General features: G+C 46.5%; 20 protein-coding genes. 11 read left to right on the top strand and 9 right to left on the bottom strand.

Annotation, left to right across the window (positions count from 1 at the left end; genetic code table 11):
- Positions 1-119 precede the first annotated feature (119 nt).
- Positions 120-2,837: a pyruvate, phosphate dikinase gene (ppdK, locus tag N2K84_RS04330; protein WP_282590553.1), complete on the bottom strand. Its 2,718-nt coding sequence runs from the start codon at positions 2,835-2,837 to the stop codon at positions 120-122.
- Positions 2,838-3,198: 361 nt separating this feature from the next.
- Positions 3,199-3,525 (bottom strand): hypothetical protein, encoded by a 327-nt coding sequence (locus N2K84_RS04335; protein ID WP_282590554.1) that lies wholly within the window; start codon positions 3,523-3,525, stop codon positions 3,199-3,201.
- Between the two features lie 99 nt (positions 3,526-3,624).
- On the opposite strand from N2K84_RS04335, the gene clpB reads away from it, so the two are divergent.
- A complete protein-coding gene (gene clpB / locus N2K84_RS04340; RefSeq protein WP_282590555.1) occupies positions 3,625-6,213 on the top strand; it encodes an ATP-dependent chaperone ClpB in 2,589 nt (862 codons plus the stop codon).
- A gap of 75 nt (positions 6,214-6,288) precedes the next feature.
- Here clpB and N2K84_RS04345 read toward each other — a convergent pair whose 3' ends face one another.
- Positions 6,289-6,645: an Hpt domain-containing protein gene (locus N2K84_RS04345; RefSeq protein ID WP_282590556.1), complete on the bottom strand. Its 357-nt coding sequence runs from the start codon at positions 6,643-6,645 to the stop codon at positions 6,289-6,291.
- 162 nt (positions 6,646-6,807) lie between these two features.
- Between N2K84_RS04345 and gcvT the strand changes: the two genes are divergently transcribed.
- From gcvT to N2K84_RS04370, 5 genes are all read left to right on the top strand, one after another.
- Complete coding sequence (gcvT, locus tag N2K84_RS04350; RefSeq protein WP_282590557.1) at positions 6,808-7,899, top strand: glycine cleavage system aminomethyltransferase GcvT; 1,092 nt, start codon at positions 6,808-6,810, stop codon at positions 7,897-7,899.
- Positions 7,900-8,007: 108 nt separating this feature from the next.
- Entirely contained in the window at positions 8,008-8,733 is a 726-nt protein-coding gene (locus N2K84_RS04355) for a 2-phosphosulfolactate phosphatase (protein ID WP_282590558.1), read from the top strand.
- Between the two features lie 193 nt (positions 8,734-8,926).
- Positions 8,927-9,997, top strand: a complete 1,071-nt coding sequence (serC, locus tag N2K84_RS04360) for a 3-phosphoserine/phosphohydroxythreonine transaminase (RefSeq protein ID WP_282590559.1) — start codon at positions 8,927-8,929, stop codon at positions 9,995-9,997.
- Positions 9,998-10,055: 58 nt separating this feature from the next.
- On the top strand, positions 10,056-10,976 hold the full coding sequence (locus tag N2K84_RS04365) for an NAD(P)-dependent oxidoreductase (RefSeq protein WP_282590560.1): 921 nt from the start codon (positions 10,056-10,058) through the stop codon (positions 10,974-10,976).
- 115 nt (positions 10,977-11,091) lie between these two features.
- Positions 11,092-12,342 (top strand): DUF1015 domain-containing protein, encoded by a 1,251-nt coding sequence (locus N2K84_RS04370; RefSeq protein WP_282590561.1) that lies wholly within the window; start codon positions 11,092-11,094, stop codon positions 12,340-12,342.
- A 72-nt stretch (positions 12,343-12,414) separates the two neighbouring features.
- Here N2K84_RS04370 and N2K84_RS04375 read toward each other — a convergent pair whose 3' ends face one another.
- From N2K84_RS04375 to N2K84_RS04385, 3 genes are all read right to left on the bottom strand, one after another.
- Positions 12,415-12,840, bottom strand: coding sequence for a hypothetical protein (locus N2K84_RS04375; protein WP_282590562.1), 426 nt, complete (start codon positions 12,838-12,840; stop codon positions 12,415-12,417).
- 192 nt (positions 12,841-13,032) lie between these two features.
- Positions 13,033-13,629, bottom strand: coding sequence for an aminotransferase class IV (locus tag N2K84_RS04380; RefSeq protein WP_282590563.1), 597 nt, complete (start codon positions 13,627-13,629; stop codon positions 13,033-13,035).
- The gene (locus N2K84_RS04385) at positions 13,604-14,554 is read right to left on the bottom strand and encodes an aminodeoxychorismate synthase component I (RefSeq protein WP_282590564.1); all 951 of its coding nucleotides are present in this window, start codon (positions 14,552-14,554) and stop codon (positions 13,604-13,606) included. The genes N2K84_RS04380 and N2K84_RS04385 overlap by 26 nt, the downstream gene beginning before the upstream one ends.
- Before the next feature lie 12 nt (positions 14,555-14,566).
- Between N2K84_RS04385 and N2K84_RS04390 the strand changes: the two genes are divergently transcribed.
- From N2K84_RS04390 to N2K84_RS04405, 4 genes are all read left to right on the top strand, one after another.
- Entirely contained in the window at positions 14,567-14,692 is a 126-nt protein-coding gene (locus N2K84_RS04390) for a hypothetical protein (protein WP_282590565.1), read from the top strand.
- A gap of 24 nt (positions 14,693-14,716) precedes the next feature.
- Positions 14,717-15,388: a YggS family pyridoxal phosphate-dependent enzyme gene (locus N2K84_RS04395; RefSeq protein ID WP_282590566.1), complete on the top strand. Its 672-nt coding sequence runs from the start codon at positions 14,717-14,719 to the stop codon at positions 15,386-15,388.
- A 63-nt stretch (positions 15,389-15,451) separates the two neighbouring features.
- Positions 15,452-16,438 carry a dihydroorotate dehydrogenase-like protein gene (locus N2K84_RS04400; RefSeq protein WP_282590567.1) on the top strand — a complete coding sequence of 329 codons (987 nt, stop codon included), beginning with the start codon at positions 15,452-15,454 and terminating at the stop codon, positions 16,436-16,438.
- 15 nt (positions 16,439-16,453) lie between these two features.
- Positions 16,454-19,633 (top strand): PKD domain-containing protein, encoded by a 3,180-nt coding sequence (locus N2K84_RS04405; protein WP_282590568.1) that lies wholly within the window; start codon positions 16,454-16,456, stop codon positions 19,631-19,633.
- Here N2K84_RS04405 and N2K84_RS04410 read toward each other — a convergent pair.
- Positions 19,630-20,604, bottom strand: a complete 975-nt coding sequence (locus tag N2K84_RS04410) for a PorP/SprF family type IX secretion system membrane protein (protein WP_282590569.1) — start codon at positions 20,602-20,604, stop codon at positions 19,630-19,632. The genes N2K84_RS04405 and N2K84_RS04410 overlap by 4 nt on opposite strands.
- Positions 20,605-20,818: 214 nt before the next feature.
- Positions 20,819-21,367, bottom strand: a complete 549-nt coding sequence (locus N2K84_RS04415; protein WP_282590570.1) for a HEAT repeat domain-containing protein — start codon at positions 21,365-21,367, stop codon at positions 20,819-20,821.
- Positions 21,368-21,475: 108 nt separating this feature from the next.
- Here N2K84_RS04415 and N2K84_RS04420 point away from each other — a divergent pair, with 108 nt between their 5' ends.
- Positions 21,476-22,828, top strand: a complete 1,353-nt coding sequence (locus N2K84_RS04420) for an MATE family efflux transporter (protein ID WP_282590571.1) — start codon at positions 21,476-21,478, stop codon at positions 22,826-22,828.
- Between the two features lie 193 nt (positions 22,829-23,021).
- Here N2K84_RS04420 and N2K84_RS04425 read toward each other — a convergent pair whose 3' ends face one another.
- Positions 23,022-24,803 carry a hypothetical protein gene (locus tag N2K84_RS04425; protein WP_282590572.1) on the bottom strand — a complete coding sequence of 594 codons (1,782 nt, stop codon included), beginning with the start codon at positions 24,801-24,803 and terminating at the stop codon, positions 23,022-23,024.
- Positions 24,804-24,895 lie beyond the last annotated feature (92 nt).

The following is a 24,895-nucleotide window of genomic DNA, read 5'->3' on the forward strand; positions in this document are numbered from 1 at the left end:
TAAAATTGCGGCTACAGGGATGGTTGCTTTGAAAAATGTTGACGGACAAGCAATCCGGCTTAGTGAATAGCAAAAAAGCCGCTCGGAAATGAGCGGCTTTTTACAATCGGCTGATGATATTATTTTGCCTGGCTATGCTTTATGTTGGCTTGAGCAGCAGCCACTCTGGCGATTGGTACGCGGTAAGGAGAGCAACTCACATAGTCGAGTCCAACGCTGTCGCAGAATTCCACAGAGCTGGGTTCACCGCCGTGTTCGCCGCAAATGCCCACTTTCAGTTTGGGTTTTACCGAACGGCCTCTTTCAACGCCCATTTTTACCAGCTGCCCAACGCCGTTTTGATCGAGCACCTGGAACGGGTCTTGTTTCAGGATGCCGTTGTCCAGATAGATGGGCAGGAATTTACCAGCATCATCGCGCGAGTAGCCCAAGGTCATCTGGGTCAGGTCGTTAGTGCCGAACGAGAAGAAGTCGGCTTCTTCGGCAATATGATCAGCCGTTAGTGCGGCACGTGGAATCTCAATCATGGTTCCAAGCAGATAATCAATCCGGTCGCCTTTTTCCTCGAAAACTTTCTCGGCAGTATTTCGAATGATGTTTGCTTGGTGTTTCAGCTCGGCCACAGTGCCTACCAGCGGGACCATAATTTCAGGCAGGGTAGCAATACCTCTGGCTTTCAGGTTTAGGGCAGCTTCTATGATTGCTCGTGCCTGCATGGCAGTAATTTCTGGATAGGTAATTCCCAACCGGCAACCACGGTGACCCAACATCGGGTTGAACTCCTCTAGTTCTGATATTTTCGTTCTGACGGCATCAATGGATATCCCCATTTCCTGTGCCAGTTCTTTCTGTGTGGCTTGCTGGTGGGGCACAAACTCGTGCAAGGGTGGGTCAAGCAAGCGCACGGTAACTCCGTAGCCTTCCATTGCTTCAAAGATGCCTTCAAAGTCGCCGCGTTGGTAGGGCAGAAGTTTTGCGAGTGCTTTTTCGCGTCCTTCTTTTGTTGAAGAAAGGATCATCTCGCGCATGGCTTTAATGCGTTCTCCTTCAAAAAACATATGTTCGGTACGGCAAAGGCCTATCCCTTTTGCTCCAAAATTGCGTGCAACTTGTGCATCATTTGGGGTATCGGCATTGGTCCGGACTGACATGCGTGTAAATTTATCCGCCAGGTCCATCACCTTCCCAAAGTCACCGCCCATATCAGGGGTTTTTGTCTTTACTTTACCTTCGTAAACTTCTCCGGTTGAGCCATTCAGCGAAATCCAGTCTCCTTCAACGAATTTGTTTTCGCCAATGGTCATCACGCGGGTTTTGTAATCAATTTTTACAGCGCCGGCACCCGATACGCAACATTTTCCCATGCCCCGGGCCACTACGGCAGCGTGCGAGGTCATCCCGCCACGGGCGGTCAAAATGCCGCGTGCAATGTTCATTCCCTCCAGGTCTTCGGGGGAAGTTTCGATGCGGACCAGGATGGTGTTTTCGTAATTCGATGCTTCATCTGCAAAGAAAACCACTTGACCGGTAGCTGCTCCCGGTGAGGCGGGAAGTCCTTTTGCCAGTACATGTGCTTTTGCCATTGCTTCTGTGTCGAAAACCGGATGGAGCAATTCGTCGAGTTTATTTGGCTCGATGCGCAACAAAGCTGTTTTTTCGTCGATCATGCCTTGCTCCAGCATGTCAATCGCAATTTTCACCATCGCCGCTCCGGTCCGTTTCCCGTTGCGCGTTTGCAGCAGCCAAAGTTTACCTTCCTGGATGGTAAATTCCAGGTCCTGCATGTCTTTATAATGATTTTCCAGTTTTTCCTGAACACTCATGAGCTCTGCATACAAAGCCGGCATGGTTTCTTCCAGCGACGGGAAATTGGTTTTTCTTTCCTCTTCTGATACACCTGCCAGTTCTGCCCATCGCTTACTGCCTTCCAGTGTAATTTGCTGCGGGGTGCGGATTCCGGCCACCACATCTTCGCCCTGGGCATTAATCAAGTATTCGCCGTTGAAGATGTCTTCGCCGGTGGCTGCGTCGCGCGTAAAAGCAACGCCTGTGGCGGAGGTGTCGCCCATGTTACCAAATACCATGGCCTGAACGTTAACGGCTGTTCCCCATTCTGCCGGAAAACCGTGCATTTTTCGGTAATACACGGCGCGGTCGTTCATCCAACTGTCGAAAACAGCATAAACGGCGCCCCAAAGTTGTTCCCAAGGATCGTCAGGGAAGCTTTTCCCGGTAACTTTCAAGACGGCTTCCTTAAACCGGATAACCAATAGTTTCAGATCTTCTGTCGTAAATTGGGTATCCAGCTCAATGCCTTTTTCTTCTTTCAGGTTGTCCATGATGGCCTCAAACGGGTCGATGTCCTCCTTGCTTTCAGGTTTCATGCCGAGTACCACATCGCCGTACATTTGTACAAAGCGACGGTAGGAATCCCAGGCAAAACGCTCATTACCTGATTTTTTTGCGATCCCTTGCACCGCCAGGTCATTCAGCCCCAGGTTCAAAACCGTGTCCATCATTCCGGGCATCGACACCCGGGCGCCTGAGCGGACCGAAACCAGACAGGGATTATCTTTGTCGCCAAATTTAGTGCCGGTCAATTCCTCTATCTGTGACACTGCTCTTTCTACTTCGCCGTTGACGACAGTTAAAGCTGCATCTTTCCCTTGTTGGTTATAAATGGTACATACCTCGGTCGTAATTGTGAAACCTGGGGGGACTGGTACGCCAATCAGGTTCATCTCAGCCAGGTTGGCCCCTTTCCCTCCGAGAAGATTTTTCATATCTGCCTTTCCCTCGGCCTTTCCATTGCCGAATGTATAAACATACTTTGCCATAAAAACATCGTTTTGGATTAGTTAAAAAATCTGTTAAGTCTAAGTTTTCATTTGCTAATGTAAACGTAATTTTTTGAAAACTGAAAAGAAATGTTTTTGCAAATAGCTGTTATATAGCTATTAAGATTTTGGAAAGTGGTGTTTCTGACCAAGTTGCAATTTCTTATTCTGACCTGAAATCCAATAAGCAGATATTCTGGATGAATTTGAAGAATTAAATGGCCTGAAATTGCCGAAAACCAAACTCTTAACATTTGTTAACGTAGCTTGAATCTTCTTAACGTTTCTATGCCGTACATTTGTTAATACAAGAATGTAGGATTTTAAGCATAATTTTTTCATAGAGATAGGTTTGGTTAAGTTAGAAAATAGGATGGCGCCCACCATCCTTTTTCTTTTTACTGAGGTTGACCACCATCCATGCCAAAGCATCTTTAACGTTCCTTAACGATACTTGCAGCTTCTTAACGGTTAGATCCCGTATCTTTGTTTGGACAAGACAGAAAGATTCAAGAGTACAATTTTTTTTCATAGAGATAAGTTTGGTTAAAGTTTGAAGAAAGGATGGCGCCCACCATCCTTTTTTTTTGTAAAATCCTGTCATATTTGCTTCTCTCATAATTTTTATCTGACTAAAGTTCAGGCTGTTTGTTCGATTGGCGACATTTTGTCTTTTTTGTTGCTCCATTTTCCGGTTGGTTGCTTTTTTGAAAAATACACATTGCCGTTGAAATTATTCCGGCGTAACGATTGGAAAGCTTAAATTGAACAGAAAAAAGAGAATGCAATGAACTTTAATAATTTCACCATCAAATCGCAGGAAGCACTGCAACATGCTTTCGAAATTGCCCAGGGAAAGCAACATCAGGCCATCGAAAACGGGCACATTCTGAAAGGTTTGCTCCATACAGCCGAAAATGTAAGTGGGTTTTTACTGAAGAAACTTGGGGTTAACGTTCCTATCTTTCAGCAAGCGGTTGATCGAATTGTGGATTCTTATCCTAAGGTTTCGGGGGGTGAGCAATATCTTTCCGGAAATGCCAACAAAACGCTTCAAAAATCGATGGATATTTCCCGGAAAATGGGGGACCAGTTTGTTTCGGTCGAACACATTTTGCTGGCCTTACTTGAAAGTGGCGATACAATTTCAACCTTAATGAAGGACAATGGTATTAGCCGGAAAGACTTGGAAGTTGCTGTGGCTGATTTGCGGAAAGGAGCCAAAGTGGATAGTCAAACTGCAGAAGATCAGTTTAATTCGTTGAGTCGTTTTGCCGTCAATTTGAATGAACGGGCGAGAAACGGTAAACTGGATCCGGTAATCGGACGTGACGAAGAAATCCGGCGTTTGCTGCAAATCTTGTCGCGCCGTACCAAGAACAACCCTGTGTTGATTGGCGAACCGGGAACCGGTAAAACAGCTATTGCCGAGGGCCTTGCCCATCGGATTGTGCGGGGCGATGTGCCCGAAAACCTCAAATCGAAACAATTGTTTTCGCTCGATATGGGTGCGCTGATTGCCGGTGCAAAATATAAGGGCGAGTTTGAGGAACGCTTAAAAGCTGTGGTGAACGAGGTGATCAAAGCAGAAGGCGAAGTGATTTTATTTATCGATGAAATTCATACGTTGGTAGGCGCCGGAAAAAGCGAAGGCGCTATGGATGCGGCCAATATTTTAAAACCGGCCCTGGCGCGCGGTGAGTTGCGGGCTATTGGCGCCACCACGCTTGATGAGTATCAAAAATATTTCGAAAAAGATAAAGCGCTGGAACGCCGCTTCCAGATTGTGATGGTGAACGAACCCGATACGCTGAGCGCCATCTCCATTTTAAGAGGATTGAAGGAACGTTATGAGAACCATCACCGGGTGCGCATCAAAGATAATGCGATTATCTCGGCCGTTGAGCTATCGCAACGGTATATTTCAGACCGGTTTCTGCCCGACAAGGCCATCGACCTGATGGATGAAGCGGCAGCCAAATTACGGTTGGAAATGGATTCGGTACCCGAAGAATTGGACGAAATTGAACGTAAAATCAAACAACTTGAAATTGAGCGCGAGGCCATCAAACGCGAAAAGGACGAAAGCAAACTGGCCGTGCTGAATGAAGAGATTGCCAACTTGAAAGAAGACCAGAACCGTTACCGTGCTCAGTGGGAAATGGAGAAGTCGCTGATCGATGGCATTCAGCAGCATAAAACGGAAATCGAAAACCTGAAGTTTGAAGCCGAACAGGCCGAACGATCGGGCGATTACGGACGTGTGGCCGAAATCCGGTACGGGAAAATCAAGGAAGCTGAACAAGAAATTGTCCGCTTGCAGAAAGAGTTGCAGCAAATGCAAGGCGATTCGCTCATCAAAGAAGAAGTGGATGCGGAAGATATTGCCGAAGTGGTGGCTCGTTGGACCGGTATCCCGGTTAGTAAAATGATGCAAAGCGAACGGGATAAACTGCTTCATTTGGAAGAAGAATTGCATAAACGGGTGATTGGGCAGGACGAGGCCATCCATGCGGTGGCTGATGCCGTTCGCCGGAGCAGGGCAGGCCTTCAGGATGAAAAACGTCCGATTGGCTCGTTTATCTTTCTGGGTACTACCGGGGTGGGGAAGACGGAGCTGGCAAAGGCACTTGCCGAATACCTGTTTGATGACGAAAATATGATCACCCGGATTGACATGTCGGAATACCAGGAGAAATTTTCTGTTACCCGGCTGATTGGTTCTCCACCGGGATATGTGGGTTACGATGAAGGAGGCCAACTGACCGAATCAGTGCGCCGGAAACCGTATTCAGTGGTATTGTTTGACGAAATTGAAAAAGCGCATCCGGATGTGTTCAATGTCTTGCTGCAAGTGCTCGACGATGGACGCTTGACCGATAACAAGGGGAGGGTGGTCAATTTTAAAAACACGATCATTATTATGACTTCCAACCTTGGCTCCCAACTGATTCAGGAAGGTTTTGAGCGGATGACCGACAGCAACCGCACCGAAGTGTTTGAGCAAACACGCACAGCTATTTTCTCCTTGTTGCGAAAAACCATCCGTCCTGAGTTTTTGAACCGGATTGATGAAACCATCATGTTCACACCCTTGTCGCGTGACGACATGAAGGGCATAGTCCAAATTCAGTTCAACCGAATTGTGAAACGCATGGGCAATCAGAACCTGCGCATCGAAATGTCGCCTGAAGCTATCAACTGGCTGGCAACGGTCGGCTATGATCCGCATTACGGAGCCCGGCCGGTTAACCGGTTGTTGCAGAAACATGTTCTGAACGAGCTGTCAAAACTGATTCTTGCGGGACGTGTTTCCGTTGATCAAACCATTCGCATAGAAATCGAAAATGATGAGCTTAAATTCGTGTCAGTATAAGTTGAAACTGCGTTAATAAATAAGTCAATTGCCGGGTTCAAAGTGAGCCCGGCATTGATTTCTGATGCAGTTTTTTTATTCAAGGTTCTTTAGCTCATCTTTAAGTTCCTGTTCAGCCAGGGCAATCACCTTCTCGAAATCTTCTACGTGGGCTTCATAGGTTTCAATTTCAATTAGTTGTTGGGTTTTAAGCTGAAGTTGTTTTAGTCGCATTCCCAAGTCATTCAACCCAAAAGTCATCACCGACGATTTGGCTTTATGCGCCAGTTCTCCCAATTCTTTCCATTGTTGGTTGTTCAGATGGATTCTTAATCCATCGCGGAACTCGGGGATTTGTTCAAAAAACATCTCTATGAATTCCTTCATGATCTCGGCTTCACCGCCAGTAACTTCTTCCAGGTAGTTCAGATTGGTTAATCGTTGCGTTTCCATTTGATTTTTTTGTAATAGTTGCACCGACAATAATAACAAAAAAATGTTTATAGGCAGCACTGTAAATCAACTATTGAAATAAAATACCCAAAACGATTGCTGATTTTTTTCATGATTTTTTGATCTTTGAAGCTCTATTTTTACAAATCCAAAATTTATTAAATGAAGACAACCGCATTTAATCAGCTACATAAAAACGCCGGAGGGAAGATGGTTGAATTTGCAGGTTATGAAATGCCTGTAGAATTCAGTGGAATTAAAGATGAGCACATGACAGTCCGAAACGGGGTTGGTGTGTTTGATGTTTCGCACATGGGCGAGTTTTGGGTGAAAGGCCCTCACGCTGCCGATTTGGTTCAGTATGTCACCAGTAACGACATTTCTGTTTTAACCCCGGGACAAGCGCAATATTCGTGTTTCCCAAACGGGCATGGCGGCATTGTTGACGACTTGCTGGTTTACTGTTTTTCGCCCGAAAAATATTTGCTGGTGGTGAATGCTGCCAATATCGAAAAAGACTGGAACTGGGTTGTTTCCCAAAATAAATTCGGCGCCGAGTTGGAGAATGCTTCCGATCAAATTAGTCAGTTGGCTATTCAGGGGCCCAAAGCTTTGCCGGTACTCCGGAAACTGACGGATGTTGAATTAACCAAAATCAGATATTACACCTTTGTTACCGGGAAATTTGGCGGTTTTGATGATGTCATCATTTCAGCTACTGGTTACACCGGGTCGGGTGGCTTCGAGTTGTATTTCCCGAATGAACTGGCAGATCAAATCTATCAGGCTATTTTTGAAGCGGGCGCCGAATTCGATATCAAACCGATTGGCTTGGGCGCCCGTGATACACTCCGTCTGGAAATGGGATTTTGCCTGTACGGGAACGATATTGACGACACCACTTCGCCCATAGAAGCCGGGTTAGGCTGGATCACGAAATTCAATGGTAACAATAACTTCATCGACAAGGCATTATTGCACATGCAGAAGAACGAAGGTGTCAGTCGTAAATTGCGTGGTTTTGAGATGATTGACCGCGGGATTCCCCGTCATGGCTACGAATTGGCCGACGAAGCCGGAAACACCATTGGTGTGGTTACTTCGGGAACCCAGTCGCCCATGCTGAACAAAGGGATCGGGATGGGCTATGTAGCCATTGCCTGGTCGGCCATAGGGACGGAAGTGTATGTGAAAGTGCGTAATAAATTGCTGAAAGCGAAAATTGTCAAGATACCTTTTGTAAGTCCGCAGTAATGGGGAAACTTACAACTTACTAACCCTTGAACCCGTCAACTGTTTTGACGGGTTTTTTTATTGTATTTGTTCGATTATCTTTGCGGCAAAAATTCAGACTAACTGAGCATGAAGAACGCAAAATTCCGTTTGGAAACCTGCTTGTCCCCTGCCATTTACCCCAAACATGCCGATGACGGCAACATCGTTGTTGTGGTTGATATTCTTCGCGCCACATCGGCTATTTGTACTGCCTTCCACAATGGCGTAAAACGCATCATTCCGGTTTCTACGGTAGAAGAAGCCCGTAAGAAAAAGGAAGAAGGCTACATCGTAGCATCGGAACGCGATGGCTATGTGCTTGATTTTGCTGACTTTGGGAATTCGCCTTTTAATTTTACGGCTGAAAAAGTACGGGGAAAGGAGATTGTTTACTCCACCACCAACGGGACACGGTGCATTCACATGGCCAGTCATTCCAAAGAAGTGGTCATTGGTTCGTTTCTTAACCTGACTTCCCTAAGTGAATGGTTGATCCGGCAGGATGCCCCGGTGTTGATTTTCTGCGCTTCGTGGAAAGACCGGTTTAGTTTGGAAGACACCATTTTTGCTGGTGCTTTAGCCGAAAAATTACTGGATTCGGGAAAGTTTGAAACCATTTGCGATGCGGTCACCGCTTCGCTCGATTTGTGGACTTTGGCCAAGCCAAACCTGAATGAATATGTGCTGAAGGCAGCTCAAAAAGGGCGTCTGGCAGAAAAAGGACTGGATGATTGTATCGAATTTTGTCACCGGGCCGACTTTACTTCGGTTATCCCGATTTACAGAGATGGAGAATTGATTCCTGTTTCCTAACTTTGAAAAAGTTTGAAATCGATGTTTATGATGTCTATTCGGTTGAAATTCTGCTGTATAACGATGTTTTTAAACGTTGCACAAACGCCCTGTAGCTGATATATCTCAGCGGATAGTACCAAGGGTTTGTTTTATTTTAATAGATGAATGAAAAGATAATAAGAATAATTTTTTAACCCTAAAATTACATACCATGAAGAAGCATAATTTTTATGCGGGACCCTCAGTTTTACCCGAATACACCAAACAAAAAGTAGCTGAAGCAGCCCTCGACTTTGCCGGTACCGGCTTATCTGTGATGGAAGTTTCCCATCGCGGAAAAGAGTTTGTTGCTGTTATGGACGAGGCAATTGCGCTGGTGAAAGAATTGCTGAATGTTCCGGAAGGCTATTCTGTTTTATTTTTGCAAGGGGGTGCCAGCCTGCAGTTTTTGATGGTTCCTTACAACCTGATGAAGGCCAAAGCTGCTTACCTGAATACCGGCGCTTGGGCCTCAAAAGCCATGAAAGAAGCCCAATTTTTTGGTGAGGTTGTTGAAGTTGCTTCTTCAAAAGATAAAAATTTCAATTATATTCCTAAATCGTACGAGGTACCTGCCGATGTTGATTATCTGCACATTACCACCAATAACACCATCTTTGGTACCGAATTGAAATCGGATCCGGATGTTCCGGTGCGTTTGGTGGCGGATATGTCGTCCGATATTTTCAGCCGTCCGATTGATGTAGCGAAATATGATCTCATTTATGCAGGTGCACAGAAAAACCTGGGCCCCTCAGGTGCCACGCTGGTGATTGTGAAAGACGATGTTCTCGGTAAAACCGGACGTCAGATCCCTACCATGCTCGATTACCAGATTCATATTAAAAATGAATCCATGTTTAACACGCCGTCAACCGTGGCTGTATTTGCCTGTCTGCAAACACTGAAATGGTTGAAGGAAAACGGAGGTGTTGCCGAAATGGAAAAAGTGAATATCGCCAAAGCCGACTTGCTATACGGCGAACTGGATCGCAACAAGTTGTTTGTTCCTACGGTTCCTGCTGCTGAAGACCGTTCGCGCATGAACGTAACGTTTGTGATGGCACCGGGTTACGAAGCGTTGGAAAAAGAATTCCTGGATCTGGCTACAGCCAAAGGAATGGTTGGACTGAAAGGCCACCGTTCGGTTGGTGGTTTCAGGGCATCAACTTACAACGCCTTACCATTGGAAAGCGTTCAGGCTTTGGTGGATGCGATGAAAGAATTTGAAGCTATTCATTAATAAACCATAAAAGAAAGCAGGATGGGGGTCCTGCTTTCTTTTTATAAAACGAAAGGGTATGAAAAGGGTATTAATTGCAACCGACAAACCATTTGCTCCGGTTGCGCTCGAAAAAATTTCAACTGTTATCAAACAAGCTGGTTACCAGTTGAATTTGTTAGAAAAGTATCAGGCAAAAGTTGATTTTGCGGAAGCAATAAAAACAGCTGATGCGGTTATTGTGCGCAGCGACATTGTTGACCGCGAAATACTGGATGCCGCGCAAAGCCTGAAGATTGTGGTTCGCGCCGGGGCGGGTTATGATAATGTAGACACCGGTTACGCCAAAGAAAAAGGTGTGGTGGTGATGAACACGCCCGGACAAAATTCGAACGCTGTGGCCGAGTTGGCCATTGGGTTAGCCATTTACGGAATCCGGGAATTTTTTGGCGGAAAATCGGGTGGCGAACTTCGCGGCCGTACACTGGGACTTCATGGTTATGGCTACGTGGCCAGGAATGTTCACCGTATAGCCCGGGCTTTTGGCATGAACGTGAAAGTTTTTACGCGCTACAGCAAGGCACAGGCAACTTCCGAAGGCATTGAAGTGACCAATTCGCTGGAAGAGTTGTACGCCGTGTCCGATGTCGTATCCATTCATGTTCCGGCACGTGGAGAGCATATTGGTTCGGTAAGCATGGATGTGCTGAAACACTTGAAAACCGGTGCGATCCTGATCAATACTGCACGGAAGGAAGTGGTTAACGAGGCTGATTTGTGCCGCTTCATGGAAGAGCGGCCCGATGTGAAGTACCTTTCGGATCTTGAGCCGGATTGCTCGGCCGAGTTTAAAGAAAAGTTCACTGGAAGGTATTACTTTACTCCTAAAAAAATAGGAGCCCAAACCGAAGAAGCCAACACCAACGCTGGGGTTGCCGCAGCCGAACAAATTGTGGCCTTTTTCGAAAAAGGGGATGATACCTTTCGGGTAAACAAATAAAACGCTTGTGCCATTATTAAGTATCAATTAAATCCGGCGTCGGCGATTTTGATTTTTATAGGTTTCCCGAAAGAAAAGAAAGATAATTGCAGACTAAAATTTGAAAGTTGATTTTATGGCGAACGTTAAGGCATTTAAAGGACTTCGTCCACCGAGGGAAATAGCTAAGGAGTTGGCTTGCCTGCCCTACGATGTGATGAATACGGAAGAAGCTGCCCAGATGGCAGCAGGTAAAGAAAACTCGTTGCTGCACATTACCCGTGCAGAAATTGATTGCCCGGAGGGGACAGATATTCATTCGGAAACTGTTTACAACAAGTCTGTTGAGAATTTCAAGGCGTTTCAGCAAAAAGGCTGGCTGGTGGAAGATGACGAAGCTCGCTTTTATATCTACGCGCAGACCATGAACGGCCGTACGCAATACGGAATTGTAGGCGCAGCGGCCTGTGAAGATTACCACCAGGGCATCATCAAGAAGCATGAGCTTACTCGTCCGGACAAAGAAGAAGACCGTATGATCCTGACCCGCTACCTGAATGCGAATATTGAGCCGGTTTTCTTTTCCTACAAAGCTGTGCCCGAAATTGATGCCATTGTTGCCAACATCGTGAAAAGCCAGGAACCGGATTATGATTTTGTTGCCGAAGATGGCTTTGGCCACCACTTCTGGACAATTACCGATGCCGCTGTCAATAAAGAGATTGAACAGCTGTTTGCTTCGAAAGTGCCTGCAACATATGTGGCCGACGGACATCACCGCACAGCTGCTGCTGCACGTATCGGCCTGGAAAAGAAAGCTCAAAATCCAAATCATACCGGAAACGAATCCTACAACTACTTTATGGCGGTTCATTTCCCGGACAACCAGCTGCAAATTATCGACTACAATCGCGTGGTGAAAGACCTGAACGGATTGAGCGAGGCTGACCTGCTGGCCAAATTGGCGCTGGGGTTTACGGTTGAAAAAATGGGTCCGGAAATTTTTAAGCCATCAGCATTGCACGAATTTGGCATGTACCTGAATCGAAATTGGTACCGCCTGAATGCAAACGAGGGTACATACGACGATGCTGATCCAATTAGTGTGCTGGATGTGACCATCCTTTCGAAACAGGTATTGGAGCCTATTTTCGACATTCAGGATTTACGTACCTCCAAACGGATTGATTTTGTTGGCGGTATCCGCGGATTGGGTGAACTGAAAAAGCGGGTGGATAGCGGCGAGATGAAAGTGGCTTTCGCGCTTTTCCCGGTATCGATGCAGCAATTGATTGCTATTGCCGACACAGGCAACATCATGCCTCCCAAAACAACCTGGTTCGAACCTAAATTGCGTTCTGGCCTGGTGATCCACAAACTGGATTAATGTTACTGCAAAATTGAAATAAAAAACCCCGGGGCTGTTTTGCTCCGGGGTTTTTTGTATCGTGTAGATTCATTAATCTTCATCTTCTTCCATGTCCTCGTCGTCCATGTCATCATCGTCATCCAAATCGTCATCGTCGTACGAGTCGTCTTCCTCCTCGTCTTCAATGTTATCCGGGATATCGATATCGTCCGAATACTTATCTTCATAAGCTTCCCTCGATTCTTCTTTCAATACGCCTTCATCATCGTAATCCTCGTCTTCGCTGATAATGTCAATCGCCTCCTGGGTGGTCATGCGTACCAGGTAGTATTTATCTTCCGTTTCAAATGGCAGTGCGCTCACCAGCAGTCCGTCTTTATTGGTGAAGGTGATCAGGTGTTGGCTAAAACCATTCGGATATACCAGTTTTATTTGCTCTTTTATCGCTTCGTCTAACTTCTCGTAATCTTTAATAACTCTGGGTTTACTGCTGAGTGTCATTTTCTTATCCTCCATTTCGGCAACGCTGAAAGGGCGTTGGTCAATCGTTTTTATAGTTTTTAATTCGGTCGAAAAATACAAAAATGAAGTAATATAAAAATAGGTTGAAAAGCATTCGCCCTAAAAATATTGCAATCAGATTAACCTGAATGTGCTTCAGTAGTTTTATCGTATTGATTAACAGTTGATAGGATAGATGAGCCGATGTCAAAAAATATTCTCTTTTTTTATGATGGGCATGTTGTTCAGATCGAAAAAAGCATTGATCAGCCCGACCTTTTCATATTGATGAAGATTGGTTGCCGTAATTCGTGTCTCAAAAATTAAACCCAGATCGAGCAGGCGCTGGCGTTGCGTACCTTTCAGCAACGGCGTGTCTGGTGTCAGCCAGTGGCGGCCATCGTAAAAAACTAGATTGGCTATCGTGCAGTCGGTAACCAAGCCATGTTGCAGGACAATCACCTCGTCGGCGTTTTCGCGTTGATCGAGCAGCTTATTCAGTTCGTTGCGGTCGGCAAATTTCAGGTGATAATCCAGGTCATTCGCTTCTATTACTTTCAGAGCGCTGAACTCGCGTGGATGTTGGGGAATAAACTCTACCGATTCAATCTCGCGGCTGTATGATACCCGGCAACGGTACAGCCCGGTCTGGCAGCCGGCAGGTACCAGCAGGCTGTTGGTCAGATCAATCGGTTCAAACAGGTCGAAGAGCTCGGCCCGTGCGGCATTCAACCGGCGGGAGTGATAGTCCAGGTTCCAAAACAGGCCATGTTCGAGTTTAATGGTTTCGAGTAATTGGCACATACACTTTCTTGATAAGTTCGTGGTATTCATCGTCGCACTGGCTGAGATGGGTAATCCCGCCTCCGCTTTTAAAAACGAGCTGGCTGTCCTGTTGTTCCAGGTAGCGGATTAGTACGCAACTATCCACATTTGTTCCGTCGAAAACACCGAAAACCCCCGTGTAATAGCCACGTTCATAGCCTTCGGCGGCTTTAATTATTTCGATTGTCTTTTTCTTGGGTGCTCCGCTGATGGAGCCAGCCGGCAATAACCGGGCGAAGATGTCTCCCAGGTGTTCATGGTAATATTCGGGCAATTGGCCTGAAATTTCGGAGCTCATTTGCAATAGGCTGGCTTGGTCCGCCTTGATTTTATCGATGTAGCAAAAGCGCGGTACTTCCACTTGGTCGGCTACGCGGCTTAAATCGTTCCGGATCAGATCGACAATCGTATGGTGTTCGGCCAGTTCTTTCGGGTCGGTCTTCAACCGGTTTTCGGCATCCGGCAGGTTGGCATCAATCGTTCCTTTCATGGGGTTCGACGAAATCCGGCCTTGTTCGATCCGGACAAATATTTCGGGTGAGAAACAAACAAACCGGTCTTTCAGATAAACCAGGTAGGGCGCATGGCTCTGGTGAAAAATAGTTTCCAGGTCCAGATTGGTTTCTACCCGGCTGGGCATGGTCAGGTTGAGCAGGTAGCTGTCGCCATTGTGAATGTGGCTTTGAACCAACTCAAAAGCTTGCCGGTAGCGGGCGTACGAAACGGGTTTTACCTGCCAGTGGAAATCGGGGCAGGGGGTGTTTGGGGTCTCGTAATTGTTAAAGTGAGGGGTTTTCCAAAGCAATTGGCTTTTTGATTCTTCCCAACCGAAAAGCAGTGGTTGCCGGAAGTCAAAATCAATTAAAAAAACAAACGGACGGCGGGCCTTGCCCAATTCGTTCATTTTTAAAATTATATGATTCCATTCGTTTGTCATGAGGTCGGCAAAGATAGAAAAAGGGCGGCAAAACCTGCTGGTTTGGATGTTTTACAGCTTGAAAAAACTTTAAAAATGGCCAGCCATTTTCCCATGCTTTTGTAGATTTGTATTTCAATCCTGAAGAACATGGGAATTGCAGAGAACATACGGAAAATTAAAGATGCATTGAAGGAGGGGGTGTGCCTGGTTGCTGTATCGAAAACCAAACCCGATGCCGATTTGCTGGAAGCTTATGGGGCAGGGCAGCGGGTTTTCGGTGAAAATAAGGTACAGGAACTGGTTCAAAAATATGAGAGCCTGCCCAAGGATATTGAGTGGCATTTCATCGGGCATTTGCAAACCAATAAGGTGAAATATATTGCACCATTTGTTGGTATGATACATGGCGTGGATTCACTGAAATTATTGAAAACCATTGATAAAGAAGGACGAAAAGCCGGACGAAAAATAGCTTGCCTGCTCCAGTTTCATATTGCTGAAGAAGAAACCAAGTTTGGCTTGGATCTGGCCGAAGCCCGGGAAATACTGACCTCGGATGAATTTACCCAACTTGAATTTGTTGAGATCCGTGGGGTGATGGGTATGGCGACTTATACCAATGACACAGAACAAATCCGAAGGGAATTCAGACAGCTGAAAAGCATTTTTAACCAGCTCAAGCAAGAATTTTTTGTTGGGAGGGATTCATTCTCTGAAATTTCGATGGGCATGTCAGGCGATTTCCCCATCGCTGTAGAGGAAGGCAGTACCATGGTGCGGGTAGGCAGTTCTATTTTCGGAGATCGCCAGTATGCTTGAACCAGCAGGGCTGAACAGATGTTTTTATGAAAAATGATCAAGTGATAACTAACTTTTAAAATTATGGGAAAACTTGAAACGACATATTTGGGTTTGAAATTGAAGAACCCAATCGTGGTGGCCAGTTCGGGCCTTACCAGCAGCGTGGAAAAGATTAAGGCGTTGGAAGAAGCCGGTGCAGGCGCCGTGGTGCTGAAATCGCTTTTCGAAGAGCAGATCAACAGCGAGGTCAGCCACCTGATCAACAAAGATCCGCAAAACCTCTATCCCGAAGCCGAAGATTACATTTGGAACTATACCCGTCAGCACTCGGTTGATGCGCACCTCGAATTGGTGAAACAGGCAAAGAAGGAAATCAGCATCCCCATCATTGCGAGCATCAATTGTGTATCATCGAAAGAATGGACCAGCTTTGCCAAGGAGTTTGAAGCCGCGGGAGCCGATGCGTTGGAACTGAACCTCTTTTTTGTGCCCACCGGGCGACGCGAAACTTCCGAGTCGATTGAAAAACTGTATGTCGATGTATTGAGCAAGGTGAAAAAAGAGGTGAAAATTCCGGTATCGGTAAAAGTGGGCTTTTACTTTACCAATATGATTTCGATGGCTGAAAAGCTAATGGCCAACGGTGCCCGGGGCATTACCATGTTCAACCGGTTTTATGAGCCCGACATCAATATCGATAAATTGGAATTGACGGCGTCCGAAGTGTTTAGTACGCCGTCTGATATCCGCCGTTCGCTGCGTTGGGTCGGGCTCGTGAGCGCTGCGTTGCCCAAGCTGGAAATTGCCGCTTCAACCGGCATCCACGATGGCGAAGCGGTGATTAAGCAATTGCTGGCCGGGGCGCAGGTAGCCCAGGTATGTTCAACCGTTTATATCAACGGGGCGCAGGTGATCGACGGCATGATCAAAGATCTGGAGAAATTTATGCGCAAATGGAACTTCAAGCATATCGAAGACTTCAGGGGACGGCTGTCGTATGCAAAAATTGAAAATCCGATGCTTTATGAGCGTTCTCAGTTCATGAAATATTTTTCTGCAAAAAGTTGATAATAAATGGTCCGGATGAAAAAACTGTTGCTCACATTCGTTTTAATTATTTTGGTAATGGTTTTTTCATTCGGGCAAAGCGATGCCCTTAAAATTGAGAGTACCTACACCGCGCCAATCGACTATTGCAGTTCTCCGGTTGTCTTTGGCGAAGGGGTGAGTATTACCGGGGATAAGATTACCGGAGGACTAAAAATTTCCATCACCAATTACATCCCAGGAGAGGATGTATTGCAATTTACTTCCGCTGGCCGCATATCCGCACGCTGGGTTGCCGCCAGCGGAACGTTGTTTTTAGAGGGGGAGGCCAGCGCTGCCGAATACCAGCAAGCCGTTCAACAAATCCGGTATGTAAACCTGTTGGCCGTCCCAACCCGCACCGATCGGCATATCGCCGTGACGCTCACCGATGTCGATTATTTGCCTTCCACAGGTCATTTTTATCAATTCGTTGAAAAACTTGACATTACCTGGACGGAAGCCCGCGCCGAAGCCGAAACCAAAAGCTATTACGGCTTAAAGGGCTACCTTGCCACCATTCTTTCAAAAGAAGAAAATGATTTTATCTGGACAAAAGTTAATGGCGTTGGCTGGATCGGTGCCACCGATGAGGCCGTTGAAGGGGAATGGCGCTGGGCAACCGGCCCCGAAGCCGGTACTTTGTTCTGGAAAGGAAACTATCCTAGCGGGCAGCGGGTAAACAACCTGTTTTCGTTCTGGAGTAATGGCGAGCCAAATAATTCTTATCCCGACTTGAACGGTGGCTTAGGGGAAGATTACGGACACATTAACCAGAATCCGGATCAACCGGAAAAATCGTGGAATGATCTGCGAAATAGCGGCGATGGCCCAACTTCACAATATTACCGACCACAGGGCTACATCATTGAGTACGGCGGAATGGAAGATGACCCGGATGTCAGCCTTTCCGCCGCCTTTGACATTGCTATTCGTACCATCCTGTTTGACGGTCCGGCAGATCAAACCATTTGCCAGTTCGACACCGTCCGGCTAAACCACGAGTTTGAGGGCCTTTACGAATGGTCTCCTGCGATAGGCCTGGATGATGCTTTTTCGCCCAACCCAAAAGCTTCTCCGATGGTGACTACAACTTACAAGGTTACCGGTACAAACGGGACTTGTGTCGAATCAGCATTTTTTACGGTAAACGTAAAGCCAGCGCCAGTCGTCGATTTGGGCGACACAAGGAATATATGTGCAGGCACATCGGTTAAGCTTGATGCGGGCAATCAGCTTGCTTATGAGTGGAATACGGGTTATGACGGGCAAATGCTTGAAGTGGACGCACCTGGCATTTACCGGGTTCGGGTGATGAATGCCCACCCCTGTTATGCTTCGGATGAGGTGGAAGTTTTTGTACATCAATATCCGAAAATTGATTTGACGGCAACTGATACGTTGTATTGCGATTCGATGAATGGCCGCTTGCAGGTTGAAACCGACAAAGGAACAATAAAATGGGAGGCTGATAATTTTGGCCTCGATATTGTTTCCCCGGAGGCGGCAGTTTCGGATGTTTCCACCGACACTTACGGATCGTACAAAACTCATGTCACGGTTACAGATGACTATGGTTGCAGTACTGCCGATTCGCTGATGCTTCATTTCTATAAAACGCCCGATGCAACCTTCAGCATTGATTCTGCAGCGTGCTATGGCTACAACCTGGACGTGCATTACCTGGGCGATGCAACCGGTTCTGCCCTGTTTTACTGGTATTTTTCAGATTCAATTTATGCCGAAGGGGTGGGAATAACCGAATTGACCGTCAACCTGGGCTTTGACAACCAGCAAAACCGCTTGTTGGGATTACGGGTGAGTGAACATGGTTGTACCAGCGAAATTGCCAGCGAGCACATTAAAGTGGTTCCCAACCTGAAGATAGTTGCCGACCAGACGGAAGGTTGTGAACCTTTTCTGGTGAAGTTCAGCGGAGAAACCAGTGAGCCAATCGACCATTTTACCTGGGATTTTGGAGATGATACCTTTGATGAAACGCCAAGCCCGGAGCATATTTATGAAGACGATGGTTTGTATGATGTGGGTTTGCGTGTTGTTTCAACCGAAGGTTGTGAAAATTTCGGACTGATCGAAGAAATGATTACTGTGAGGCCGATTCCTTCCGTAGAAACAAACATCGACCCTTCTCGCTGTTATCCGCACGAGCTGGAAATACAATATACCGGCGATGGCCTGATGGACGATCGTTATTTTTGGGATTTGTCGGCACTGGATGCCGATGAAATCGTTCAGGACCCGGGCAATACTTCCGGCCCGCTGGTTGTTAGTTTGCAAAATAAGCCGCAATCCACCGTGGGGCTTCGGGTGGTTTCATCGTATGGGTGCGCAAGCGAAACCAAAGCATTTTCATTTAAACGAAAACCCTGGGTGATGCTGGCTGCCGACGAAACAGCCGGTTGTGCCCCGCTGGCTGTTCGTTTTTCCGCGGAACAGCTAGATGAGGTGGACGAATTGCACTATCGGTGGAATTTTGGAGAGGGTGATGAACTTGCCGGAGAAAATGAGGCGATTTATACGTATGTGTTACCGAACCGGGAGAACCCGGTTTTTGTAACAGTCACTTCCGGTAAAACTGGTTGCGAGGATATGGTGTGGCTTGCTGAGCCGATTCGTGTTCATCCGGAACCGGTGGCCGCATTTCAACCCGACTTGACCGAAAAGCTGATCACCGACCCGCTTTTTCGTTTTACCAATTTAAGTGAAGGAGGAACGGATTACTTCTGGGATTTTGGCGATGATGCCGGTTTCTCAGAGGAATTTCAACCAGAATACCGATATGGCTCAATTGGCTGGTTTACGGTGCAATTAGTTGCACAAAACGAATATTTGTGTGCTGATACGGCCACCTACGACCTGCTGGTTGCCCCGGACCGGCTGTTCGCGCCAACCGGATTCAACCCAAACAGTGAGAATCCCGAGAACCATGTTTTCCTGTTAAGTTCAGAGGCCGTGCACGATAATGGCTATCGCATGCAGATTTTCGATCGTTGGGGCGGGCTTGTATTTGAGTCAACCAGTAAGGAAAAGGGCTGGGACGGCAAAATGAAAAACGGCGTATTTGCGCCTGCGGGTACTTATGTGTGGGTGCTTTCGTACCAGGACGTTGTTGAAAAGCCACACAAACAAACGGGTACCGTTACACTGGTCCTTTAAAGTGACGGGATTAGCAAGGCATCCCGATCCGCATGTTTTTCACCCACAAAAAATATCAGTGAAATTTCGTGGGCGCCATTTGTGAAATTTGACAGGCGCGACAACGTGGTGTCATAACTGTAGCCCAGCTTGAAATTTTCGCGCATAACCCCCGCCATAAAAATGAGTGCATCAGGTTGAAAGCCGGAATTCTGACGGTACCAAACCCCGCCGGCCAACGATTTTTCGAGCAGGTAGATGCCCAGGTTGAGTTGTTTGAATGCCCCCTGTTGCTGATAAATGACGTTGGGCGAAACGGTAAATTCGCGCGACAATAACCCGCGGTGCAACTGGTGGCTGCGCGCTCCGGCATGAATAGTCAGTTTCAACGGCAGTCGCCCCTGCTGGTCGCCCACAAAAACAGATTCGTGCGGTTGTGTCAGGTGGTCCAGACTGATTCCTCCAAAAAAACTGTCGTATTGTCCCAATATGCCAATGCCAAAATCGGGGTATAACAAGGTCGAATTTTCGGGTTGGTCGCCGGCTCCTAAGTATCTTTCGCCGGTTAGTTGATTAATCATATCCGGGAAAATCAACTGTCGATAGTCCAGTTTTTTGTAGGCCAAGCCCGCCTTCATCCCCATATCCATGAAGAAGCGTTCGTTGATCTTCAGGTGGTGCGAGTAAAAAGCGTTTATCGTTGTATTTTCCACAATCCCGTTCAATTCGCGGTTGTTGTGCACCTGAAATCCCAGGCCACCGTTCAGCTTCGTCATAAATTGGTCGAAGGAGAGGCTATAATTGACAAAGGTGCTGCCTTGTTGCGGCCATTGATTCCGGTAATTGACAGCTATTCTCGCTCGGTCGGCAGTGCCTGCAAAGCCTGGATTCAGATAAATCGGATTGGCAAAAAACTGAGAATATTCGGCATCCTGGCCTGTGACCATTTTGCAGACGAGAAGGAGCAGCAGGACGAAGAATCGATTTTTCACACAGTCAGGTTTATGAAATTAGGTTGGCTGATTAAGTCATAAAATTAATCGTTTCAGACTGTAATGCAACTTTTTCTTTCCCTCTTCCTGATTAATTTCGAGGTCCTGCAAAAAATGGAAATATTGCACCAATACTTAAGATAGATTGGCAACCGGATTTTCCCATCATTATACTAAGATTTATGGTCTCACCGAAAGTCTCATTCATTGTACGTCAAAATTGCTGCGGGGCAATGCCTTCTTCCAAAACAGGCAGAAATTCGAGTACGTCGAGCAGTAGATTTTTTTTCTCTTCTTCGGCTGTCAAGATGGCTTCTTTTATTTTGCGGCTTTCCTGTTCGCAGGTTGCTGTCGAAATTTTGCCGGTCATGTTGGTGATTACGGTGTGGGCCTCGAAGGCTACCATAAAGTCATTCTTGATGACCAAATCGATGAACAGGGGCAGGTGAGCGCTGTAATCCATTCCGTTTTCCCAACAGGCCGAAACCAGGTACTGCAGTTCGTTCGCGTAGTGCTTGTTCTGAATGGCGTCGATGATAAGCGGGATGGCGTCGCTGTGTTTCAACTCGGCCAGCAGGCGGGTAATCTGTTTCTTGATTTCTTGGTTGCCGGTACTGTGAAGTAATTCGATCAAAAAGGGAAGATAGGCCGAATTCCCGGTTTCGCTTAACTGGTTGATCGTTTCAGAAACCAGCTCGGAATCATTCGATTGTAACTTGCTAATGATTTCTTTATTGAGTTTTTTGGATGATTCTGTTGTCATAATGTGTGTGCTTAATGATGCAAAAGTAATATTTTCAGAATAGAATAAGGTTTTTTGATGATCGTGATTTGTGAAGGTGATTGTTTACTTTTGCAACAAATCTTTTACATGGACAGAACAAAAGAATTAGGCGAGTCGGCTGTGGCACGCCTGATGCTAAAATATTTTATCCCGGCCTTTATTGGCGTTTTAGTCAACGCACTTTACAATATTGTCGACCGCATTTTTATCGGTCAGGGGGTGGGCGCGCTTGCGTTGAGCGGTATCTCGGTCATTTTTCCGGTCATGCTGATCATGATGGCTTTCGGTATGTTGATCGGGATTGGAGCCAGTGTGCTGGTTTCTATCAATATGGGCCGACGCGACATGGCCAAGGCTGAACATGTTTTGGGGAATAGTTTCTTGTTGATGATTGCCGCTTCGGGCCTGATCACGCTGATCGGTTTTTTGATTAAAGACCCCATGCTGGCCATGTTTGGTGCAACCCCTGAAACGGTGGGATTTGCGAACGATTATCTCAATATTATCCTGGTTGGCGTTATTTTTCAGGTGGTTGGCTTTTCGCTGAACAATGTTATCCGTTCCGAAGGAAATGCCCGCATTGCCATGTATTCGATGCTGATTAGCGCGGGTACCAACATTGTGCTGGATCCGATCTTCATTTTCTGGTTGGATATGGGGGTGAAGGGGGCGGCTTATGCCACGGTTATCTCCATGATGGTTCTGTCTGTCTGGGTGTTACTTCATTTTCGCAGTAACCGGTCAGTTGTTAAAATCCGGACGCAGTATTTTAAGCTCGATCTTCAAATCATTAAAGAGATCCTGGCAATCGGGATGGCTCCTTTTTTTATGCAGATTGCCAATTCGGTGGTTCAAGGGCTGATCAATACCAAGCTGATCCGGTTTGGCGGCGATCTGGCGGTGGGCGCCATGGGAATTGTCAACTCGGTGCTTACCTTGATTGTCATGACCATTGTGGCTATCAACATGGCTTCGCAGCCCATCATCGGGTTTAATTACGGAGCCAACAAATATGGCCGGGTGAAAGATACGCTCCGCATTTCGATGGTTGCGGCTACCCTCATTTCGATTGCCTTTTTTGCAGGTGTACAGGCGGCGCCCAGCCTGATTGTCCGTTTTTTTAATGCCGAAGATCCGGAACTGCTTGCTATTGGCAGTCAGGGACTTCGTTTGGGGTTGCTGGCCCTGCCGTTAGTCGGGTTTCAGGTGGTGGCCGGAAACTTTTTTCAATCGGTTGGAAAAGCGAAAATTGCCACGTTGTTAACGTTGTTGCGACAGGTTATCGTGCTGATTCCCCTGCTGTATGTCCTTCCTAATTTCTTCGAATTAAACGGGATTTGGATGTCCATGCCCATATCGGATGCCTGCTCGGCCATGATTGTCACCTATTTTATGTCGCGCGAATGGCGAAAATTGTCCGTCCGGGGAACGTCGGCGTAAAAGAAAAATAAGTAACGCAATGTTGCCTGGTTGGAGGAAGAACGTGTCATTAAGTTGTCATTCATGGTCATTTAGTGTATAAAAGCAATGAATGACAGTTGAAATTTCGGGATAGGAAAGCAATTTGATAGTAAAAAAAAATCATCCTGAATGAAAGGATGATTTTTTTGATCTGTGAATATTTGACTGTCTTTTAGATCTTTAAGCTTTCCAGTTTTTTGCTGAAGTTTTCCAGTTCCACCAACGCGTCTTTCTTCATTTCCTGCAATTTGTTGTCATATTTGGCAAACAACTGCTGGTAATAGGAAATGCCGTCTTGCATGTTTTTGCGGAAAGCGCGGTAATACGAAAACTGTTTTTCATCCTGGCTTTGGCCCAAATCGGCCAGTTTATTTTCCAGGTAATCCACATACATTTTCAGTTCTTTCAGGAACAGGTTCGGACGTTTCACCCCTTTCAGCAAATTTACTTTGCCATAAATGTGGTTTACCATTTCTTTCAGCGAAACCACCTGGTTGAAGTAGGCAATGTTGGGCCCGGGGCAAATGCTTACTCCGGTGCGCTTACTGTCGGGCGCGATGCCGTTAGCCAGGTAAGTTGAGTTGGTCAATCCTTCGCACAAACATTCTTTTTGGGTGAGCAGGATGATTTGTTTCTGCTGTTCTTCAGCCGAAAGTCCGCTTTCTTTCACTTCACTGATCTTTTTCTTCAGGTATTGCCGTGATGCGGTACAAATGGGCTGTTCGGTATATTCGGTGTTAAAAACCAGGTAGCGTTTGGTGCACGGGAAACCGGGCTTGCCATCGCTGAGATATTGCTGAATCTGCACTTGCTGACTGGTGCCGCGTACATTGTTGAAATGAACGCCCAGCGGCGAAGCATCGCTCAGGTAAACATCGTCCTCGCCGGCATTTCGGAGCAATTCCAGGCTTTCCTGGTCAATGTTGCAGGCTTCGGGTACCAGCATGAACGGGCTCCCCCAGCCAATGCTGTCCAGTTGATATTCGTCCAACAGAAAGTTATGTTCTTCGTTTGTTCCAACGCCGCCTTGTGCCGTGATTTTCATTTCGGGGGCTTGCTGTACAACTGTTTTGCCTTTCTTTTCGAGGGCTTTTTGGTAAACCGCAAAGGTCGAGTCCAGCAGTTCCTGCCGCTTTTCGCGGAATTCATCCAAAATCGGCCCCAGCAGATAGCCTTGGGTGGCAAACGCGTGGCCGCCGCAATTCAATCCCGATTCAACACGGTATTCGGAAACCCAAATTCCTTTTTGCCCCAGGAAGCGTCCTTGCACCATGGCCGAACGGAAATCGCTTACTTTCAAGGTGATTTTCTTTTTAAGCTGACCATTTGCATCGGGATAGAAATCCTCGAAGTTTTCGATGTAGCTGTACAAGCGCGGGTTCATCCCGGCCGAAAGGACCAGTGATGATGATAAGGTGCTGTTCGCAAATCCACGCAGGGCTGCATGGGCATCATTGAATTCTGATGGAAGAGCTTCCTTGTCCTTGTAATTTACCTTGTCCAACTTTGTCATGATGTTTACATCGATGCTACCCTTTGTCAGGTTGGAACGCAGCCAGTTTTTTACATCGGTCAGGTTTTTGCTTTCCAAGGCGTGGTTGAACTTTTCCCGGATGCTTTTTGCATCGGGCAGCATGTCGAAGTATCTCTCCAGCTCGTTTCCTTTTTGGTGGAAATTATTGATGAGCTCTTCATATTTATCATGAACAAGCTTGTCCACCATATTCAGGTAAGCAGTGATCCGTTTGGCCCGGAAATCCTCAACTTTGTTGGGTATTTCCTTGAACGGAAGGTCGAATTTTTGGCTGTAGAACTCGCGCATTTTTTCGATCAGGAAATCATCCACAATGGAGATCACCGATGATATGCCCAGATGGGCCACTTTCACGGGAGTGTCAACAGTATATCCCAGTCCCATAACCGGGATGTGAAAGGTGTGTTTGTTAAAATTCATGTATGTCGATTTAAAATAACAAGACGAGTTAATGGAGTAGATTCAAGTTGTTTCAGCTCAATCAACGCGATCTTTTTTCTCAATTTCCGGTA

The sequence above is a fragment of the Gaoshiqia sediminis genome (genome assembly GCF_025907915.1).
Lineage (GTDB): Bacteria > Bacteroidota > Bacteroidia > Bacteroidales > Prolixibacteraceae > Gaoshiqia > Gaoshiqia sediminis.

Excerpts from the sequence above, each read along its gene's own strand:
- ppdK (WP_282590553.1), bottom strand. The coding sequence starts at position 2,837 with ATGGCAAAGTATGTTTATACATTCGGCAATGGAAAGGCCGAGGGAAAG.
- N2K84_RS04335 (WP_282590554.1), bottom strand. The coding sequence starts at position 3,525 with ATGGAGCAACAAAAAAGACAAAATGTCGCCAATCGAACAAACAGCCTG.
- clpB (WP_282590555.1), top strand. The coding sequence starts at position 3,625 with ATGAACTTTAATAATTTCACCATCAAATCGCAGGAAGCACTGCAACAT.
- N2K84_RS04345 (WP_282590556.1), bottom strand. The coding sequence starts at position 6,645 with ATGGAAACGCAACGATTAACCAATCTGAACTACCTGGAAGAAGTTACT.
- gcvT (WP_282590557.1), top strand. The coding sequence starts at position 6,808 with ATGAAGACAACCGCATTTAATCAGCTACATAAAAACGCCGGAGGGAAG.
- N2K84_RS04355 (WP_282590558.1), top strand. The coding sequence starts at position 8,008 with ATGAAGAACGCAAAATTCCGTTTGGAAACCTGCTTGTCCCCTGCCATT.
- serC (WP_282590559.1), top strand. The coding sequence starts at position 8,927 with ATGAAGAAGCATAATTTTTATGCGGGACCCTCAGTTTTACCCGAATAC.
- N2K84_RS04365 (WP_282590560.1), top strand. The coding sequence starts at position 10,056 with ATGAAAAGGGTATTAATTGCAACCGACAAACCATTTGCTCCGGTTGCG.
- N2K84_RS04370 (WP_282590561.1), top strand. The coding sequence starts at position 11,092 with ATGGCGAACGTTAAGGCATTTAAAGGACTTCGTCCACCGAGGGAAATA.
- N2K84_RS04375 (WP_282590562.1), bottom strand. The coding sequence starts at position 12,840 with ATGGAGGATAAGAAAATGACACTCAGCAGTAAACCCAGAGTTATTAAA.
- N2K84_RS04380 (WP_282590563.1), bottom strand. The coding sequence starts at position 13,629 with ATGTGCCAATTACTCGAAACCATTAAACTCGAACATGGCCTGTTTTGG.
- N2K84_RS04385 (WP_282590564.1), bottom strand. The coding sequence starts at position 14,554 with ATGAACGAATTGGGCAAGGCCCGCCGTCCGTTTGTTTTTTTAATTGAT.
- N2K84_RS04390 (WP_282590565.1), top strand. The coding sequence starts at position 14,567 with ATGATTCCATTCGTTTGTCATGAGGTCGGCAAAGATAGAAAAAGGGCG.
- N2K84_RS04395 (WP_282590566.1), top strand. The coding sequence starts at position 14,717 with ATGGGAATTGCAGAGAACATACGGAAAATTAAAGATGCATTGAAGGAG.
- N2K84_RS04400 (WP_282590567.1), top strand. The coding sequence starts at position 15,452 with ATGGGAAAACTTGAAACGACATATTTGGGTTTGAAATTGAAGAACCCA.
- N2K84_RS04405 (WP_282590568.1), top strand. The coding sequence starts at position 16,454 with ATGAAAAAACTGTTGCTCACATTCGTTTTAATTATTTTGGTAATGGTT.
- N2K84_RS04415 (WP_282590570.1), bottom strand. The coding sequence starts at position 21,367 with ATGACAACAGAATCATCCAAAAAACTCAATAAAGAAATCATTAGCAAG.
- N2K84_RS04420 (WP_282590571.1), top strand. The coding sequence starts at position 21,476 with ATGGACAGAACAAAAGAATTAGGCGAGTCGGCTGTGGCACGCCTGATG.
- N2K84_RS04425 (WP_282590572.1), bottom strand. The coding sequence starts at position 24,803 with ATGAATTTTAACAAACACACCTTTCACATCCCGGTTATGGGACTGGGA.